Source organism: Fulvivirga maritima (assembly GCF_021389955.1).
Taxonomy (GTDB): Bacteria; Bacteroidota; Bacteroidia; order Cytophagales; family Cyclobacteriaceae; genus Fulvivirga; species Fulvivirga maritima.
Window position 1 is genome coordinate 590,533 of sequence record NZ_CP089980.1, and the last position, 18,333, is coordinate 608,865.

The following is an 18,333-nucleotide window of genomic DNA, read 5'->3' on the forward strand; positions in this document are numbered from 1 at the left end:
CTCATGTGTGGCATTACTGGTATTTACGCGTTTAACATGGTCGGACGAGTAAGCATGATTAATGTGGCTAAGGCCACTTCTGCTTTAGAAAAAAGAGGCCCTGATGTACAAAACACATATAATGATCATTCGGTAGCCTTAGGCCACAGAAGACTATCTATTATAGACCCCACACCCGAAGGCCATCAACCCATGTATGATGAGTCGGGCAGGTATGTAATAGCCTTTAATGGTGAAATATTCAATTACAAGAGTCTTAAGGAAGAGCTGCAAGCTCAAGGCCATACTTTTTCGCTCACAGACTGACACTGAGGTACTGCTGCAGCTGTTTATCAAAGAAGGGAAAGAATGCCTTCAAAAACTCAATGGCTTCTTTTCTTTTGCCATCTGGGACACTCAAGACAAGTCTTTATTTATAGCCAGAGACCGAATTGGTATAAAGCCACTCTACTATATGATGGATAATGACAGGCTGCTTTTTGGTTCAGAAATGAAAGCCATAGAAGCTTATGGCATTGAAAAAGAATTAGATTACACTTCACTCAACACTTACCTGCAGCTTAACTACATACCTGCCCCCAGAACCATATTTAAGTCAGTAAAAAAGCTGATGCCCGGTCATTACATTGAGGTTACCCCAGAACGCTTTTATATAAAAGCCTACTATGATATACCTACACCAGACAAAAATAATAGCACTAAAAGCTATGAAGAACAAAAAACTGAGCTAAGCCAACTTCTGGAAGGTTCAGTGCAAAAAAGACTTATGGCTGATGTTCCGCTAGGTTCCTTTCTCAGTGGCGGTATTGACTCATCAGTAGTAGCTACTCTGGCTGCAAGACACAAACCCGATCTGCATACTTTTTCTATAGGCTATAAAGATGAAAAATTCTTTGATGAATCTGACTATGCCCGGCTAGTTGCCAAGAAAATAGGTACGGATCACACGGTTTTCTCACTCACTAATCAGCAGATGTATGCACACTTGCATGACATACTTGACTATATGGATGAGCCCTTTGCAGACAGCTCTGCCATTGCGGTGTATGTACTCTCTCAGGAAACCAGAAAGCATGCTACAGTAGCTCTTTCTGGAGATGGAGCCGATGAGCTATTTGCCGGATATAATAAACATGCCGCTTTCTTTAAGATTATTGAAGGTGGGCAAAAAGCGGAATGGGTTAAAAACCTTGGCCCCGTTTGGGGATTGATGCCCAAGTCAAGAAACAACAAGCTCACCAATCTTTTCAGGCAATTACACAGATTCAGTGAAGGCATGAAGCTTAACAGTCGGGAAAGATACTGGCGATGGGCTGGCTTTGCGACTGAAAACCAGGTCAGTAAATTATTAACTCCTGAAAGCCGGCAGAAAATAGATCAGGAAGAGTATTTAACCTTTAAAAATAGCATTCTTCAGCATTTACCAGACCAAGAGTCTATCAATGACATTTTATATACAGATGTAAAATTAGTTTTACCAGACGACATGCTGACCAAAGTAGACCGCATGTCTATGGCAAATAGCCTGGAGGTGAGAGTGCCTTTCCTCGATCATGAAGTGGTAGAGTTTGCCTTCAGCATCCCTCCTTCTTCCAAAATCAATAAAGACATTCGTAAGCGAATACTTCAGGATACTTTTAAGGGTATTTTACCAGAAGAGCTGTATAACAGGCCCAAAAAAGGGATTTGAAGTACCGCTTTCTAAGTGGCTCCGTACCGATATGAAATCAATGATTACCGATGATTTGCTAAACGATAAGTTTATTGCCGATCAAGGTGTTTTTGATGTAAAAGCCATAAAATCATTAAAAAAGCAACTGTTTTCCAGCAACCCGGGAGACGCACATGCCCGGGTTTGGTCAATTATTGTATTTCAATGGTGGTGGAAAAGGTATATGGCCTAAGCCTATAATAGGCCTATGCTTTATTCTTCTAGAATTTCTATCTCTACCCTAACGTTTTCGCGAGCTTTAGGGCTGTTTTTATCATAAAGCATGCGTCTGCCGCCCCATGCTTTTATTTGGATGCGATCTTCATCTATACCCTCATTTAAAAGGTATTCTTTTATAGTTAGTGCTCTTTGTTTAGAAAGCTCTTTGGCTGAGCCAAACCCTTCCTTATTCTCTTCATTAAGCGCAAAAAACTCTTCTGAATCCCCTTTAGAAATTATCTTACCTGGTCTTCTACCATTAGTATGCCCGTGAATCTTAATGGTATATCCCTCGTTTTCTTTTAACATTTCTAACAGGCTATTCACTTCATATCTGGACTCTGGCCTCATTAGCGTCGCGTCATTATAAAAATGCACATTAAACATGGTAACAATATCGCCTATATGATATCTTACCAATTCAAAGTTCACTACATAAACATCTGATAGCAGCTCTACATCTTCAGAAACCGTGTCCTGCAAAGGGTGGTAATAGTTGATTTCCTTTTGTACTTTTCTATATCCAAAAATATCACACAAAAGCGTGATATCTCCGCTGCCATTTTCAGGATCAGACAGCTTTATATAATCCCCACCTTCCTCTTTCCTTAGCAGCTTGGCCCTTTCAGTATCAATTATTTTTACTTTGCCGTCTACATCTTTATGATTTCTGCCATTAAACAGATTTATAAACAGGGAATAATTAGAAAGACTGAGCGAATCCTCTTCCTCTTCAATATCTTCAATCTCAATCTCTTCTGTCACATCATTTTCAGCTATTACAGTAAGTGAATCGACTGCATCTTCTACAAGATCATTTTCTTGACCTTTGTTTTCAGTCAAATCATCAGTCTTATTGATGTCATCTGTATCTGTTTCTTTCGGAGACTCTTCAGCAGCGGCTGTTTGCCCGGACTTCACCGGCCCTGTTTTGCATACAAAAACCCAGGCATCCTTATATGAACTACTCTTTCGGATTTCTCGCATTTGCTGAATAGAGGCCCCGTAATTTTCAGAATAGTGTAGATACACAAAAAGAAGATTTTTCCTGGCATTAAAACCATATTGAGCGCCAAGACCTGATTTATTCACCTCATTAACAAACCGTTGCGCTAAATCTTCTTTATTAGGTGAGTAAGCTCCAATAACTACATAATAGCCCTGAGCCATTGTGAGATCATCCTGAATCTGAACAGACTGAGACTGACTATAAAAAGAAGAAGCAAGCACTACAAGTGCTGTTAACCAGATTCGGGTAGATAATTTCATTAAGATAAAATCGATTTATACGCTAATTAATGCTAAAAATAATATTATGGAAGCAAAAATATTATTTTTACAAATATATTAATCATCGGTAATTTCAATCTCAACCCTTACGTTTTTATATGCCTGAGCATCAAACTTATCGTAAAGCATTTTTTTACCACCCCAGCCCTTCACCTCCATTCTTTCAGGATCAACCCCTTGCTCTATCAACCATTGCTGAATGGTGCTAGCTCTGTAAAATGAGAGTTTTTTAGCACTTCCTTTAGTTTCCTTATGCTCATGATCTAAGCTAAAGTAATTCTTATTCTCTTCATCCAGATGAATAATTTTTCCCATCGAGTTTCCATTAGTATGGCCATGAATAGTCACTTTAAACTTTTTGTTTTCATTGAGCATATCTAGCAAGCTATTCAACTCAAAGATGGATTCGGGCTTCATTATAGCAGCATCTTTAAAAAAATAGACATTGTACATCACCAGTACATCTCCCTTTTTAAACCGCTGCATATCAAAATTAACAATGATAGAATCACCTTGAGTTTCTACGAATGTTTCTGTAGAATCATTGATTGGGTTATCAAGATACAAGTTATGTTGCACCTCTTTAAATCCGAAAATATCAGTAATCAGTTGTATCCTTTCTGTGCCATTATTAGGATCTCGCAGCTTCACCAGTTCATGCGTTTTTACTTTATCGAGTTCTTTTAACCTTTCAGAATCAATGATTCTCACTTTACCTTTTACTTCCTGATAATTTTTAATGTTTACACTATTCAAATACAAATAATAATAGCCTTCTTCAGGCACCAGATTGATTGATTTTGCCTCCTTTCCCTTTATGTCAGTACCAAAATCTGTAATTTGCTCCTCGGGTACTGACATAGGCTTAGCTTCTGTGTCATCCTCCTCTTCAGCTATAACTGAAACAGGCTTTTCTTCCGCAATATCTTCTGAAGGCAACATGGTTTCCGGCTGTTCATTAAAGCTGCCGGTAAAGACCCATACATCATTAAAATCATACATATTACGTATCCTGTTAGCCTCGCTTACGGCCTCTTCTTTATCATCAGAAGAAAATACATATACATAATAAAGGTCTCTATCTGTTCGCTTTTCGTAATGAGCAACCAAGTCATTCTGCTGAGCATAATTCATCAGCTTGATGGCATTTTTCTCATAAGCAAATGCTCCTATTACTACGTAACTCTTATCGGGATTTGGCTCACTGATTATGCTACCCTTCATATCATATGAACACAGCACCAGCAACACACTTAAATAAAGAGGGGTGAACCTGAACCTCTTAAGGTATTCTTTCCAAAACATTGCAAAGTTTCAAATGGTATCTTACTCAATATAACAGATAAAAAGCTTAATTTAAAATGAAACAGAACAATCTATTAATCAATATTTTACAGAAACGCTATTCTGATATCACTTTAAAATGGCGAGTTACTGTTTCGCCAGCTTCGTCTACAAGGGTTAGTGTATAGTCTCCTGCCCCGGGATTAATAGACATTTGATGTATACGTTTGGTCTCTCCGAGGTATTGATCATTCAAATGCCAGTAAATAGTGGTTTCAGGTCTTCTGTGAGCCACCTCTAGCACGGCACTACCTGGGCTGCTATCCAACTCTCTGGGAATGAATATTTCTGCATTAGCCTTGGGATAAATGATTTCCATAGCCTGTCTTCCGTTCTCCTCAGCCATGCAATCACTTCTATATGGAGGTAATTTTTTATATGATGGATTATTAGACCTGTAATAATATTCCTGCACCGGAGGAAGCACAAACCAGCTTACATGCTCCATATTATTCACTGATTCGCAATTAGAGTTCACTCTATAACCATTATGATCCAGATGTATTCTATGATGAAAAGGGCAAGGAGACATCTTTTGACCAGCAGATATCACCTCCAAAGTATCTACTTCAGGGCACACATCAGAAGCCTGATAACCAGACACAAGACATATCGGCAACTTTATCATTTCAGAAGAAGGAGACTTAAACCATTCTGCTTTAGGCAAAACATCAAAAATATCGAACAAAATGGGAGCTGCCGCTTCAACTCCTGTAAGTCCGGGGCGGCCTTCACCATCAGCATTACCTACCCAAACACCTACCACATAATCGGCAGTGGTACCTACTGCCCAGGCATCTCTGTAGCCAAAGCTGGTTCCTGTTTTCCATGCGATCTTCTGAGAAGACTCAAAAAGCTGCCAGGGCCCTTCATCTACCGGGCGATAGACCTCAAGCATAGAGGTTAGTGTATGATAAATAGCGGCCGCGCTCAGCTCTCCTGTCTTGGTTCTCTTGCCTTCTCTTTGCTCTTGAAGATAAGTGAGCGGCATGAAGTTATTAGTTGCATATTTATAACTGTCTGTCTGCTCGTAGAAAGATCCTAATGTTCTGGATAGCCCGGCATACATACCCGAAATATCCCACAGAGTACCTTCTGCACCGCCTAGCACTAGTGCCAAGCCATAATGATCTGGTGATTTGGTAAGGGTGGTCATGCCTAATTCTTTAAGCAGTGAATGAAATTTCTCATACCTATACCTTCTTAAGAGCTGTACGGCAGGCACATTTAAAGATCTGGCCAGGGCTCTATCTGCTGCTACGGCACCATCATAAGTTTTAGAGAAATTTTTAGGAGCAAAGCCACTAAAAAACACAGGCACATCAGGAATTAACATTTTAGGAAGCAACTGCCCCTCATCCATCATAGCAGCATATAAAAAAGGCTTGAGAATGCTGCCTGTACTTCTAGGCGCTGTAATTATATCTACCTGACTATCATGATTAGCACCCGCAGAAGAAACATTACCTACATAAGCCAAAACCTGACCAGTACGTACATCTGCCACCAAAGCCGCTGCATTATGCACTTCATTACCCTTCAAGTGTCGATGGTGCGTTTCTAAAATTTGAGATACTCTATCCTGCAAGCCTGGTCTAATGGTGGTATGCAAATTTTGCTGCGACTTACCATCATTAATAGCTCGGGTAAGCAGATGAGGAGCCTTTTGAGGCAATGGCAACGGTTCTTCGGGAATAGGCTCAGCCATAGCCAATGAGCATGTCATTTCATCTATAACACCATCATCTCTTAGTTTCTTTAACAGCCGATTGCGTTTACTTTCCAGCTCATCTCTATTTCTACCAGGATGTATCAAAGCTGGGCTATTAGGCAGAACCGCCAGGAGGGCCGCTTCTCCCCAACTCAGCTCATCTGGCTCACGATTAAAATATCGCCAGGTAGCTGCTCTGAGTCCAACCACATTACCTCCAAATGGCGCATGAGAGGCATACATAGCCAAAATCTCATCTTTAGAATATTTTACTTCCAAACGAGTAGCCAGCACTATTTCTATTATCTTTTCCCAAATGCTTCTAGGCCTATCTTTTCGACTCAGCCGCATTACCTGCATGGTTATAGTACTACCTCCACTCACTACATGCCCTGCATTTATATTTTGCCAGGTGGCACGCACCATAGAAAATGGATTCACCCCGGGGTGCCAGTAAAAAGATTCATCTTCAAAATAGGTGACCGCAGTTGCATATTTCTCAGGTACCGAATCTAATGCAGGGAATCGCCATTGACCATCAGGAGCCACAGAAGCGGAGAGCAGCTGACCGTCTGCGGCGGTAATGACGGTAGAATAAGGATCATTGAAAAGCTTGCGCGGAAGAATTAGGCTATACGCCAACAATAATACCACAATACCACCAACCCAATAATACTTATACTTTTTAAAATGCTGTTTCACAGCCGCAAATGTAGGCGAACCACCTTTATTTAAAGGTGCTTATAATGAATAATTTAAAGAATGAATAGGGTGATAATCTCTTCAATCGCATCTCACTAAAAGCGCTAATTTCATGTATTCTGCGAAATAACTAGAGCTTTTTCTGAAAACACCGGCTATTATCAACACCTATATACTGTCCATAATTAGGGATCGGTGAATAACCACACTTCTCGTATAATCTTATTGCTTCAGGCTGTCTTATGCCTGTTTCCAGCACACACTTCTTATAGGAAAGTTCTGCTGCCCACTTTTCCAATTCACTTAGAATTTGTACTGCTATCCCTTCTCCACGGCATTCGGGTGCGGTAAACATCCGCTTCACTTCCATAGTAGACTCATTAAATTCTTTAATAGCACCACAGGCAACAGGCTTGTCATTTTTATAGGCTACCAATGCATATTTAATGCTATCCAGCTTATTATATTGATCATAAAATGCATGTTCATCTCCATCTCTTACCGCCAGATCAGCATCTAAAATGGATACCAAGCTTTTAAAAGCCGAATCAGAAGCATCAGTTCTAACTATTTTAATCATCTCAATATAATTATAAATTCATGAATTAACTAAGCTCTACCTATTCCGCCTTTTCTTCCTTTTTGACTTTTTCTCAATACTATCGGAAGAATCCTCGATTCGGTAACAAAAGGAAATGGGTATAATTTGTACTACTTCAACTATTCTACCTTCATGTACACCTGGCGTAAACTCAAACGGCATTTTGCCAATTACATTTAGGCAAAAAGTAATAAAATTCTCATTCAAGTGTCTTTTTAGTCCATAATGACGTAAACTAAAAAGTCACATAAAGCCTTATTAAGTCGTATAGCTAACCTAAAACTACTTTTTCAGTACTATTTCTGCTTTACTAATTTTTAGGGTAGGATTTTCTGAAGTAACCAAAATGGCCTGAAAAGTATAATTTCCATCTTCTTCTATGGTGAGGTTTGCATTTCTAGCATTAAACTGCCATTTTGTTAGACCTCCTGCCTGCACTTTGGTCTCAGACATAGTCATATCACTCTCAAAAGGATCAATTTCCATACCTCCGAATTTGGCTCCATCTTTAAGCACCTCCATTCTGAAACTCATTACCACATCACCTTCATATTCTACGTCTATATCAGACCAAATACTCAGTTCATCTCCCTTTTCCAGGTCAATGGATGTTTCTTTAATGATGAGGTTATTGTCATCAGTGCTTACTTCATTAACGGGTATACGCGCCACTTCTTTGCCAGTAAGGGCATCACAGCTTGCTAAAACCAGTACTACTAAAATTATTGAGAGTGTATTAAATATCTGTTTCATCATATTTGCTTTTGAGAAAACAAAATTAGTATTCCGATAAGGAAAAACAATTGGCGAGTCCTTATTTTAAAAAAATCACTTTTTTAGCAGGATGAAGCCGTGCTGCTTCCCTTCGCAATTGTTATATAACAATATATGCTTAAATTCTTTTTTGCCCGCATTTTTCCATAGACAAATATCAGGCAATGCACTTCCTGTTATCAACATAGCTGCAATCCACAAAGAAAAGGCTGGCACCGAATAATAATCACCTGAAAGGTGCTTATAAACATATAAATTCTGCTCTTTAAACAAATGCTTTTCTACGTGATCATAAAACCTGTCTGCCACCACATCTCCATTTCTGCCCAGCACTAAAGCATCAAGGTCATTAACATCGAGATGATTTCTGCTCAAAAACTGTTTTATCTTATCCTCAACCATAACCTCATCTACATGCTGAATGGAGTCTACATCCACCACCTCGGCTATACTTCTATCACTTCGGTTAGCTTCAGCCACAAACATGGTTACCCCTTCACCAGGCAACGTACCTTGAGTGCCTGACTTCAGCAGATGTTCCGTGGAGATCTCCTCCTTTTTAAAAAGATTCCTTTGAGATTCTATATTGTAGTTACTCGAAGACTGTTCTTCACCCCCTCCAATTAATAATGCTTTGCAGTTGCCTTCTTCCAGCAACATTTTGGCGTCTAACACTGAAGATTCAAAGCACAACCCTTGGTTTACATGCGTAGTATTATAACCTCTCTTCTTGCCCATTAAGGCCAGCATACCCGCTACACAATTAGGCGTAGACTGCACAAAATCAGTTGGTGTGAGTGTTCCTTCGTTATAATCTATGATTTGATTTAAAAAGCGCAATGAATGGTCTACACTTCCATTTGACGAAGCAAATATTACGGCATCTACATCGTTATTCTGCTCCATTAGCGGCATACCTGTAGCTACGCTCATGCGCACTAACTTGCTCATTCTGCGCAGCAGCCCCATAGGAATAATGCCTTTGTAGCTAGGCTCATTGGCCAGCAACTGAGGATCATTATAGAATTTTACACCTTCCGTGAACAGAGCTCCATAATAAGTCTCCTGAGGTGAAATGCATGACATATCCCGGATAAACATACTACTCAAACTTTAGAAAATATTAATGAAGAACAATTACCGCCAAATCCAAATGAATTAGAAAGGACATGATCTACTGCTTGCCTTTGCTCATACTTCATTACCGGAACTAAACCATACTCTGCTATTGGTTTAGCACAATGAAGACTGGGATACAACTCTTTATTATTCAAGACCAGCAAGCTAAAAACAGCCTCTATGGCTCCTGCTGCGCCAAGTGTATGACCAGTATAGGTTTTGGTGGATTGAAAGGCGGGCACTTTACCTGCAAAAACTTTATTCATACCGGTTTGCTCGGTAATATCATTATTGGGAGTGCCAGTGCCATGCGCGTTAATGTAGTCAATTTTCTCAGGCGATAAGCCAGATACTTGCAAGGCGTTGGATATTGAAGCCACTACGCCAAAGGCTTCATCTGAAATGGAAGACGGATGAAAAGCATCATTAGCATTACCATAGCCAGCCACCTCGCCATACACTCTTTTATCACCTGCCAGCTCTTCAGATTCAAGAATAAGATAAGCGGCTCCCTCTCCAAGATTCAATCCTACCCGATCTTCATCAAAAGGCTTACTCTCTTCTTGCGATAAAATCTGCAATGAATTAAATCCATTTACTGTAAACTTGGCCAGAGCATCGGCACCACCTACTATGGCTCTGTTGGCTCTGCCTGACTTTATGAGCTTGGCGCCAAACATAATGGAATTAGCCGATGAAGAACAGGCCGTATTAAAAGTAGTAGAAGCACCTTTAATCTTTAACCTTCTGGCAATATTGCTAGTATGCTCCCCTACATTATACGAAGCCAAAAACTGTGATGGGGGGCCTATTAAGTGAGCATCTTCATATAACTGATCGGTTCGTGACATACCTCCCACTGTACTGGCAGAAATAAAGGCTGTTTTAAAGTCCTGTACCTGTTCTGAGGAAAGCCTTGCATCAGCAATAGCCTGAATTACGGCATAAGAAGCCAGGGCTTCTGTTCTGGATATACCCTCCTCATTAATCTGACACCTGCCCAGTAGTTCATCAGTAGAAATGGGCACCTCCCCCGAAAGGAAACACCTCAGTATAGCGCGTCTTTAAGATACTGGCCTTTTTCACTCCACTGATCCCATGCCTCAGGTTCTCCCTGTTTTCGTCCATATTACTTCCTATGGCAGAGATAATACCTATACCAGTAATAAAAACACGCTTACTCATAAATTAACTTATGCTTTTTGGTTTTCGGTTATAAAATCAGCTAGCTGACCTACGCTACCCATAATTTTTTTACCCTGCTTAGAATCTGTGATCTTAAGACCATACTCTCTTTCTAACAGCACACTCAGCTCTATGGCATCAATAGAATCTAATGCAATATTGCTATCAGGTCCAAATAATGGTTCATCAGCTTCGATATCTTCTGGCTGCATATCCATTAAATTAAGATACTCAATGATCTGCTTTTTTAATTTTAAAATAAGTTCTTCACTAGCCATAGTTATGCTATTAAAATAAAAATTGATATTAAATTAAACTATTCTATTCTTCTTCAATTGAAAGAAGGTAATTACAAAACAAACTAAACAAAAAATAAACAGCCCCAGCAAATCGGACCAAAGTGCCTGCCAGTTTCCTCCTTTTAGAAATAAAGTGTAAAAACATTCCAGGCACCAATATAATGGAGAGCCATGACTTATAACTTGCATGTATTCTGGCATAACAAAACTGGGCACCAGCACCCCGCCAATAGCGGCAAAAATAACAATAGCCACCGCCCCAAAGCCATTGGCCTGCTCCTGTGTTCTTGCTGACATACCCACGGCAGCCGAAAAACTGATAGCCGAAAGCCCTGTCATAATAACTACGACAAGGCAAGCCAATAAATTATCAGGAAGTACTAACTCCGGCAACCCAAGTGATGGAAAAGTAAATCTTGCCAGAGAGAAGATAACTGATACCTGAAGTATAACCGCCAAAAGGTATATAAAAAGCTTTGCCCATAGCACCAGTGTGAAATTGGTAGGCATAGTCTTTAGTCTCATAAAGCTACCGTTCAACCGCTCCTTTACCAGATTATTACCCATAGGGATCACCATAAAAAATATAGCAAAAATGGTCCATGCGGGTACATTATGCTGGGTAGAGTTAGGCGCTAATTCATTTTCAGAAAGGGTAGCTGCATACTGTTCTATGGTTACCTGGTTAGAAGTAAGCGCCTTTTCCAGCCGTTCTGGAGCCTTATCTAATTGTAATTGCGCTGATATTTCTTTTATTAACAAGTCGCCTTCTATACTTTTTACAAAGGCATTGACCACATTAATAATAGAAGAGCTGAAATTTTCTTGCAACACAGGATCATGATAAAATAAGAGCGAAGGCATATTTAACTCTGTAGAAGCCTGAGATTCTGCTTTTACCTCTAGCTCTTCCAGCATGATATCACTCACTAAGCGAGATTTTTGGGTAAGCTTATCAGAAAAATCAACAGGAATAATTAAACCTGCTATTTGACTTTCTGCATTCATGGCCTGTTTAATATTATCTTTACTGAGGCTATCACGCTCAGTAATAGTGAAAAAGCGTGACTCATCAAGCAGCTTCACTAGCCGCTGTCCTTGCTCGCCGGTATCTTTATTGGCTACTATTAGCGTAACCTTGTTTTCATTAACTATTTGAAAAGCACTATCCTGAATGATGGTAATAATAAAAACCAGCAGCACAGGCATGAAAAACATGAGTGCCAATCCTGTTTTATCATTCCACAAGATCAGAAGTTCCTTCTTACAAGCTATCCAAAATCTAAACATAGTTAATCCCTGTACGACTCCCCTGTTAAGTTAATGAGTAATCCTTTTAAGTCTACTTCGTGCTCTTGCAGCAGATGCTGAGTATTGCCTTTAATAATGATTTCTCCATGATCTATGAGTGCCACTCTATTACAAAACTCTTCCGCTTCATCAAGGTGATGAGATGTGTAAATAATGGTAGCACCTTCTTCGTTGAGGTGCTCCAGAAGTTTTATAATGGCCATTTTACTCTGCACATCTACTCCCACGGTGGGTTCATCTAAAAAGATAACTGCCGGCTGGTGTATAATGCCAATTGCCAGATTCATACGCCTTTTCATACCTCCTGAAAAAACGCCTACCTTCTTATTCTTCACCTCACTAAGCCCTAGTATATTGAGAATATCCAATGACCGGGATTTTATTTCTGCTCTTGACAGTTTGTACATAGCCCCGAAATATTCGAGGTTTTGCATAGGAGAGAGCTCTCCATAAAAGGCATATTCCTGAGGCACGAAGCCCAGTTGCTGTTTTACTTCTATTTTATTGATCTCACTATCACCCCAATAGTAAAAATGCCCGGAAGAGGGCTCTTGCAGACCACATAATATAGATATTAGCGTGGTTTTACCCGCTCCATTTGGCCCAAGTATACCGTACCGATCTCCCTTAGCTATAGTCAAATCTATGCCTTTCAGGGTGTCTTCTGTCTGCCCCGGGTATCGCTTAGTAATGCGCTCTATAGTTATGCAACTGTCTGCCATAAACTACAAACGAAGCTTACGTAATTCTTTGAAAGTTTTTAATTCTAGCGCAGAGATTTCTGACATGGCATCAGCTACTTCATCAAAGTTTTGCTGTGCAGTGGCTCTGCCTTTTATAATACTAGCCATGCGCACAGCATTATATCTTAGCAAGTCACCTGATTTAGTCATTTCTTCTGAAAAGCGAATGAGCTCATCTTTGCCTAATATCTCAGCGGCCTGCTCTAAAAAGGCAGCATATATAAAACGGAAGCCTCCACCGCCGGTTCCTATCTCCTCTTGCATACGCACAATCTGAGCCAGATACAAGGCTGCTCTACGCTCACCCAGCTGATCTCTCCACTTCCTTATTTTCTTGGCAGTGTAATTAAAGCCACTAGCCCCTACTTGCTCCATAGGCACTTGCGTCATCCACCAGGTAGTTTTTTTAATTCCTTTTTTAATGGCCTTTTTAAGCTTGGCTTCGTCTATTTCTCCCACATTTATGGGGTAGTACATTTGTCCGTTAGGCGCTAATGGTCCTCTGGCGAAGCGTACCTCATCTAACTGCTCAGGGGTGAGCTTAGTAAGTGTTTCCATAACAGGATCACTCACTATGTAATGGCCATCTTCAAAGCCATGCACAATGATATTATGCGCATTAAAATGGAAACGGTATTCTCTGGGGAAATAAGGCAGATGAAAAACCCCTACCTGACATCCTACAGGATCACCATCTTCCAATTTTTTATCTAGATAAGCCCTGGCCGTAACTGGAGATCTGAATTTTTTTCTGGAAACTTTTACCCCCAGCGCCTTACAGGTATCTCTAAAAATATAGCCCGGCATAATTCTAAAAGCTATCGCGGGAGCATTATTCACCTTTAAAAAAGGGAGATGTACATAAAACATACCGGCTCCGATACCGAAAGCCAGCGGCTCATTCATAAAATCAACTCCATGATGCCTTAGTAATGTAGTAACTACTCCATTCTCACAGTGAGCAGTTTGTATATGTTTTATGTTATTTTCTGATGTATTTGTCAATATTCCCTCCATCAAATCTTTTCAATTCTTCCACTGAGATTTTGAATGCAGCAGCATATTTCCCCAGCTTTTTATCACTCAGCTTTTTAAACACAGAAGGTTTTATATGTCTTTTTATAGTCCACTTCCAAAATCCGGTATATCCAGATAAGGTAGGGTAATCCATGATGTTTACTTCCATAAAAAACAGCACCGGGCTTTTCTTCCCAGACTTCACCTCCTCTGCAGCTTCTCTTACCCTGTCATTAATATCTGCCCAGGCTTCATCTAAAGCATCAGCCTTTACCTTCCAGCCAGTACTCAGGCTCTGCCCGTATTTACCGTCATCATCTTTAACATAGCACACCTCTCTGGTAACATCTCTCAGTGCTGACGAATCTTGTGGAAGGTCTTCTTTTTTCATAGCAAATTATATTAACAAACAGTTAACCAGGCGTATACATACGAAAACCTGGAACTCTCCGGTACCATTAATAATAGTTTATCGCCCTCTTTTAGTTTCCCACTGTTAAACAATTCTTCTACCATAAGGTAAATAGAACCTGAACCTACATTACCTTTAGTAGCCAAGTTAGTAAACCATTTTTCTTCAGGGATGCTCAGTCCATCAGCAGCTAAAACATCTGCTATTTGCTGTTTAAAGAAATAGCTAGACATATGAGGAAGGAAATAATCTACCTCTTCAATATTTATATTATGCTTTTTAAGTGATGTTAAAAGCAGCTCATTACCTAATTTAACAATATTATCACCCAAAAGCTTCACATCCTGCTTTATGCTCATTAATGATTTATTAATAAGGTCAGCAGGTTCATAATCTTTATACGATTGAAAATCTCCATTTTCTAATCTATCGCCGCCCATATACATGCATGGCTCTATTTTATGCGCGAATGAGCAGGCTTCCATCCAATCTATTCTAAGGGAAAGGCCTTCTTTACTTTTCTCTGTCTCCAGTAAAAATGCTCCGGCACCATCAGATAGCATCCATCTTAAAAAGTCCTTCTCAAATCCGATGTAAGGGTTTTCTTCCAACTCCTGCATCTTCTGAATTTCTTCTTCATACTTATCAGCAGTCATGGCTATGGCTATTCTCTCTGATCCACTGGTTACCGCTTTGCTCTTATCTCCTAGTTTGAGAGACATATAGGCATATTTTAAAGCGTGCATTCCTGAGCAACATACTCCTGATGGAGATACCACTTCTATATTACTGGTCTCTGGCAAGCAGCCATGCACCATTACAGCATGTGAAGGCATGATCTGATCCGGGCTTGAAGTACCACAGCTCAAAAGCTCTATTGTAGTAATTTCATCCGGATCATTTTTAAACAATCCCCTAATGGCATTGGCCACCATTTCAGCATTTGTATGGGTAGATTTACCTTCTTTATTTACGGCATAGTACCGCTCTTTGATACCATTCCTTCTTAAGATTATCTCTTTAGATCGAGATTTTTTTCCATTAATGTACCCCAGGTACTCTTCCAAGTCTGCATTATAAACCGGGTCATTTGGAAGAAAAGCAGAAGCCCTGGTGATAAAAACATCTTTTAACATCAAAAAAATATTTAGGGGATTTAACCAATTGTTGTATTCGTAAAACTATCTCTTTTTTTCATTAATCAGATCAAAAAATAACCTTTTCATCAATATCTAAAAATGAGAAATCTGTAATATGCTAATGATTATCAATATATTAATCTTTTATTTAGCTACTACTGACTCTAGCCATATGACTGAAAGCGCTTCTCTGATTATGGGTGTGGCAGGAATAGCTGACGAACCATTACTTTGATTCATTAGCTCATTTTTTCCTGATTTTAAAGACATCATATATGGATCTACAGCCATATCTTCTGGAGTTCCTAATAGCTGATGACTCACTACCCTAAAAAGCTCTGCCGCCATTTGCTCCAGCAAAGAAAGGTTTTTTTCTAGTTTCATAAGCAATTCTTTATCCGAAGGGTAAATTTCTTCAATACCTTTCTGTAGATCATTCATAAACGGTACAGACATAGGGTCTAGATATATTTCTTTAATCTCTTTGTTCTCCATCCGGCCCCAGTCTAAATAGAAGTCTTGTACATTTCTATTTAGCTTACCGAGTCGCTCTCCGAAACTGTTTTTGGTAGTAAATAATTCTTTGAGAACATTCATATTTACAAAGGCTTTATTTGTAAACACTAATGAGGGCACACTCCAGTAGAAAGCAAAATCCCACGTGATTTTAGCAGCCATCACTTGAGTATTACCAAAGAGCTCGTATTTCTGAAAATAAATAGGAATCCAGTTTTGAAATAGCCGTGCATGCACCTGATCATACACTTTAGTGCGCGTATAAACATCTTCTCCCTGATAATCTCTCAATATCAGGTCGGCTGTCCAGCAGTTACTCATGGAGATAAAATCAGTGCCAGGAGAGTAAAAAGGATCTAAAAAAGCGCCTGATTCGCCCACTACAGCCCATTTATCAGTAGAATAGAAGAGCTGCGAGTCATAGGAAAATTTTTTCAACACTTTAAAATCCAACACATCATCTAACCTACCTTCCAGCTGATTAGCACATTGGGGTTCGTTCTGCTTAAGCCACTCAAAGGCCTTTTCTAATTTATTAAAACAGGCAAAATCATGAAATCGAGGGTCTGCCACTATACCTATGCTGGTATTACCTGATGACAATGGAATAAGCCAAACCCAATAGCCTTTGCTCATTAAATGAACTGTACTCAACCTTCTTAGTCCGGGAGCAACATAATTAATCCATTGCGGATTAACTGACCAATCTGAAATATCTACTTCGCCTTTAATCCTAAACCAGGCAGCGTTAATATGATGCTCTATTTCCTTACCTAAGCCGAGCTTTCTTTTCAAAAAGCTAGCTCTTCCGGTAGCATCTACCACCCAGCTGGCCATTATGGTATGCAAATCTTCTCCTTGCTGATAAGTTACTGTGTGGCAATCTTCTGATATATCTACCTCTTTAACCGTGCTGTTCATGATCACATGAACGCCGAGGTTGGAGATCATACCTATCAGATCATTTTCAAAAATGCCTCTATCAATCTGATGACTGGGCACAAAAAGCTTATTTACTGCACCGAATTCCATCCGCCTGTCTATGGAATTACTCTCATTTGGTGAGATAAAAAAACCTCAACCCATGCTTATACAGATGTGTTTTATCCAAGTAATCTTTAAGACCAAGCTCCTCTCTTAGATAGTACGTGCCCAGCTCTACCGTTGATTCTCCTACCTTATGGGCTGCATCAGGAGCCGTGTCGGCCCTACGCTCCAGCAAAGCTACATTTAACCTTGGTTCACTCTTCTTCAGCTGCATGGCGAGCGTTAAGCCAGCCATGCCACCACCCATAATAATCACATCGAAATCAGGCATCAGCAATCTATCTTTTTATCCCAAGATATAAATAATGCTGTTTATTTCTTCTAATTTTTAAAAACATTAAGGGTCTTAGCAAGGTAAATATCACTAAAACAGGAGGAGAAACTACAAAAAGAGCAATTATAAGATACCATTTGAACCTATTTACCCATACTGCTCTTTTTTCAGGATTAGTACCTTTTTTTCTTATTAGGTTAGCCCAAATGTTAAATAGCATTTTTCCTCTGGACTCTACCAGCATAAGCGCAGCTGACACTTTTATGCCCCCTTTTTGCAATATTTTTCTCTGTAAGCCTAAATAGTCACAGTGATTAATGGCCTCTGCCACCGGCTCTCCATATTGACGTGCGGCCTTAATATCTTCATCACTTACCCCTGGTAAAGGCAGAAATCCCCATTTGCGTGTTTTCTCACCTGTAAGCAGCCAGTGTAAAATAGTGAGGGCACTGATATGATTTTGAGCTCTGTCTATCAGGGGCACATTACCTACCATATAACCTCCTGCTGCATTTACCTCTCTTACTATGCTTTTCTGAGACTGAAGCCACATATTTCTGGCTCCTATTACAGTAACTACAGGAGTATCTTTAAGCACTTTCCTGAATTTTTCATCCTGCAAAAGTGCCATGGCTGGTTGTGACGGGGAAAGATACCAGGGCTGGTATCCAAATATTATGAGTTGATATTCTTCTTTGGCTAGTGAATAAGGAGCCAGCTTACGCGGATGCTCCAATACCGTTTCAGGCATAGCATCAAAAAAGGTAGGAGAAGTCCAGGGAAAGGGGAAATCATCTTCAGGTTTTACCTTAACCCTATCAATGTTCACCCCTTTAAATGGCAATAAAAAATTATCTAAAATACTATCTAGCTGGCCCGATTGGCTATAGCTGATAACAAGAATGTTCTTCATAAGAGT

The 18,333-nt window shown here is 39.8% G+C and carries 17 protein-coding genes and 1 pseudogene; 1 reads left to right on the top strand and 17 read right to left on the bottom strand.

Annotation, left to right across the window (positions count from 1 at the left end; all coding sequences use genetic code 11):
• Positions 1-3 precede the first annotated feature (3 nt).
• Positions 4-1,904: pseudogene (gene asnB / locus LVD15_RS02520) on the top strand (asparagine synthase (glutamine-hydrolyzing)).
• Between the two features lie 20 nt (positions 1,905-1,924).
• On the opposite strand, the gene LVD15_RS02525 reads toward asnB, so the two are convergent.
• From LVD15_RS02525 to LVD15_RS02605, 17 genes are all read right to left on the bottom strand, one after another.
• On the bottom strand, positions 1,925-3,199 hold the full coding sequence (locus LVD15_RS02525; protein WP_233778715.1) for an OmpA family protein: 1,275 nt from the start codon (positions 3,197-3,199) through the stop codon (positions 1,925-1,927).
• Positions 3,200-3,277: 78 nt separating this feature from the next.
• Positions 3,278-4,525: an OmpA family protein gene (locus tag LVD15_RS02530; protein WP_233778716.1), complete on the bottom strand. Its 1,248-nt coding sequence runs from the start codon at positions 4,523-4,525 to the stop codon at positions 3,278-3,280.
• A 97-nt stretch (positions 4,526-4,622) separates the two neighbouring features.
• A complete protein-coding gene (gene pbpC / locus LVD15_RS02535) occupies positions 4,623-6,977 on the bottom strand; it encodes a penicillin-binding protein 1C (protein ID WP_233778717.1) in 2,355 nt (784 codons plus the stop codon).
• A gap of 130 nt (positions 6,978-7,107) precedes the next feature.
• The gene (locus LVD15_RS02540; RefSeq protein WP_233778718.1) at positions 7,108-7,557 is read right to left on the bottom strand and encodes a GNAT family N-acetyltransferase; all 450 of its coding nucleotides are present in this window, start codon (positions 7,555-7,557) and stop codon (positions 7,108-7,110) included.
• Between the two features lie 303 nt (positions 7,558-7,860).
• Positions 7,861-8,334, bottom strand: coding sequence for a hypothetical protein (locus LVD15_RS02545; protein ID WP_233778719.1), 474 nt, complete (start codon positions 8,332-8,334; stop codon positions 7,861-7,863).
• Between the two features lie 72 nt (positions 8,335-8,406).
• Positions 8,407-9,453, bottom strand: a complete 1,047-nt coding sequence (locus LVD15_RS02550) for a beta-ketoacyl synthase chain length factor (RefSeq protein WP_233778720.1) — start codon at positions 9,451-9,453, stop codon at positions 8,407-8,409.
• Between the two features lie 5 nt (positions 9,454-9,458).
• Positions 9,459-10,499, bottom strand: coding sequence for a beta-ketoacyl-[acyl-carrier-protein] synthase family protein (locus tag LVD15_RS02555; protein WP_233778721.1), 1,041 nt, complete (start codon positions 10,497-10,499; stop codon positions 9,459-9,461).
• Positions 10,483-10,656: a hypothetical protein gene (locus tag LVD15_RS02560; RefSeq protein ID WP_233778722.1), complete on the bottom strand. Its 174-nt coding sequence runs from the start codon at positions 10,654-10,656 to the stop codon at positions 10,483-10,485. The genes LVD15_RS02555 and LVD15_RS02560 overlap by 17 nt, the downstream gene beginning before the upstream one ends.
• Before the next feature lie 8 nt (positions 10,657-10,664).
• On the bottom strand, positions 10,665-10,934 hold the full coding sequence (locus LVD15_RS02565) for a phosphopantetheine-binding protein (protein ID WP_233778723.1): 270 nt from the start codon (positions 10,932-10,934) through the stop codon (positions 10,665-10,667).
• A gap of 33 nt (positions 10,935-10,967) precedes the next feature.
• Positions 10,968-12,245 (bottom strand): ABC transporter permease, encoded by a 1,278-nt coding sequence (locus LVD15_RS02570; RefSeq protein WP_233778724.1) that lies wholly within the window; start codon positions 12,243-12,245, stop codon positions 10,968-10,970.
• A gap of 2 nt (positions 12,246-12,247) precedes the next feature.
• A complete protein-coding gene (locus LVD15_RS02575; protein ID WP_233778725.1) occupies positions 12,248-12,988 on the bottom strand; it encodes an ABC transporter ATP-binding protein in 741 nt (246 codons plus the stop codon).
• 3 nt (positions 12,989-12,991) lie between these two features.
• Positions 12,992-14,026, bottom strand: a complete 1,035-nt coding sequence (gene darH / locus LVD15_RS02580) for a BtrH-related acyltransferase DarH (protein ID WP_233778726.1) — start codon at positions 14,024-14,026, stop codon at positions 12,992-12,994.
• On the bottom strand, positions 13,992-14,417 hold the full coding sequence (gene DarG, locus LVD15_RS02585; protein WP_233778727.1) for a flexirubin biosynthesis protein DarG: 426 nt from the start codon (positions 14,415-14,417) through the stop codon (positions 13,992-13,994). Before DarG ends, darH begins: the two co-directional genes overlap by 35 nt.
• A gap of 11 nt (positions 14,418-14,428) precedes the next feature.
• A complete protein-coding gene (gene darB / locus LVD15_RS02590; protein ID WP_233778728.1) occupies positions 14,429-15,574 on the bottom strand; it encodes a dialkylresorcinol biosynthesis protein DarB in 1,146 nt (381 codons plus the stop codon).
• A 147-nt stretch (positions 15,575-15,721) separates the two neighbouring features.
• On the bottom strand, positions 15,722-17,125 hold the full coding sequence (locus tag LVD15_RS02595; protein WP_233778729.1) for an NAD(P)/FAD-dependent oxidoreductase: 1,404 nt from the start codon (positions 17,123-17,125) through the stop codon (positions 15,722-15,724).
• Between the two features lie 22 nt (positions 17,126-17,147).
• Positions 17,148-17,411, bottom strand: coding sequence for an FAD-dependent oxidoreductase (locus tag LVD15_RS02600; protein WP_233778730.1), 264 nt, complete (start codon positions 17,409-17,411; stop codon positions 17,148-17,150).
• A gap of 7 nt (positions 17,412-17,418) precedes the next feature.
• Complete coding sequence (locus tag LVD15_RS02605; RefSeq protein ID WP_233778731.1) at positions 17,419-18,327, bottom strand: hypothetical protein; 909 nt, start codon at positions 18,325-18,327, stop codon at positions 17,419-17,421.
• Positions 18,328-18,333 lie beyond the last annotated feature (6 nt).

Coding starts and splice junctions, on each gene's coding strand:
- LVD15_RS02595 (WP_233778729.1), bottom strand. CDS start 17,125: ATGGAATTCGGTGCAGTAAATAAGCTTTTTGTGCCCAGTCATCAGATT.
- LVD15_RS02570 (WP_233778724.1), bottom strand. CDS start 12,245: ATGTTTAGATTTTGGATAGCTTGTAAGAAGGAACTTCTGATCTTGTGG.
- LVD15_RS02540 (WP_233778718.1), bottom strand. CDS start 7,557: ATGATTAAAATAGTTAGAACTGATGCTTCTGATTCGGCTTTTAAAAGC.
- LVD15_RS02560 (WP_233778722.1), bottom strand. CDS start 10,656: ATGAGTAAGCGTGTTTTTATTACTGGTATAGGTATTATCTCTGCCATA.
- LVD15_RS02545 (WP_233778719.1), bottom strand. CDS start 8,334: ATGATGAAACAGATATTTAATACACTCTCAATAATTTTAGTAGTACTG.
- darH (WP_233778726.1), bottom strand. CDS start 14,026: ATGGAGGGAATATTGACAAATACATCAGAAAATAACATAAAACATATA.
- LVD15_RS02530 (WP_233778716.1), bottom strand. CDS start 4,525: ATGTTTTGGAAAGAATACCTTAAGAGGTTCAGGTTCACCCCTCTTTAT.
- LVD15_RS02550 (WP_233778720.1), bottom strand. CDS start 9,453: ATGTTTATCCGGGATATGTCATGCATTTCACCTCAGGAGACTTATTAT.
- DarG (WP_233778727.1), bottom strand. CDS start 14,417: ATGAAAAAAGAAGACCTTCCACAAGATTCGTCAGCACTGAGAGATGTT.
- LVD15_RS02565 (WP_233778723.1), bottom strand. CDS start 10,934: ATGGCTAGTGAAGAACTTATTTTAAAATTAAAAAAGCAGATCATTGAG.
- LVD15_RS02525 (WP_233778715.1), bottom strand. CDS start 3,199: ATGAAATTATCTACCCGAATCTGGTTAACAGCACTTGTAGTGCTTGCT.
- LVD15_RS02605 (WP_233778731.1), bottom strand. CDS start 18,327: ATGAAGAACATTCTTGTTATCAGCTATAGCCAATCGGGCCAGCTAGAT.
- darB (WP_233778728.1), bottom strand. CDS start 15,574: ATGTTAAAAGATGTTTTTATCACCAGGGCTTCTGCTTTTCTTCCAAAT.
- LVD15_RS02575 (WP_233778725.1), bottom strand. CDS start 12,988: ATGGCAGACAGTTGCATAACTATAGAGCGCATTACTAAGCGATACCCG.
- LVD15_RS02600 (WP_233778730.1), bottom strand. CDS start 17,411: ATGCCTGATTTCGATGTGATTATTATGGGTGGTGGCATGGCTGGCTTA.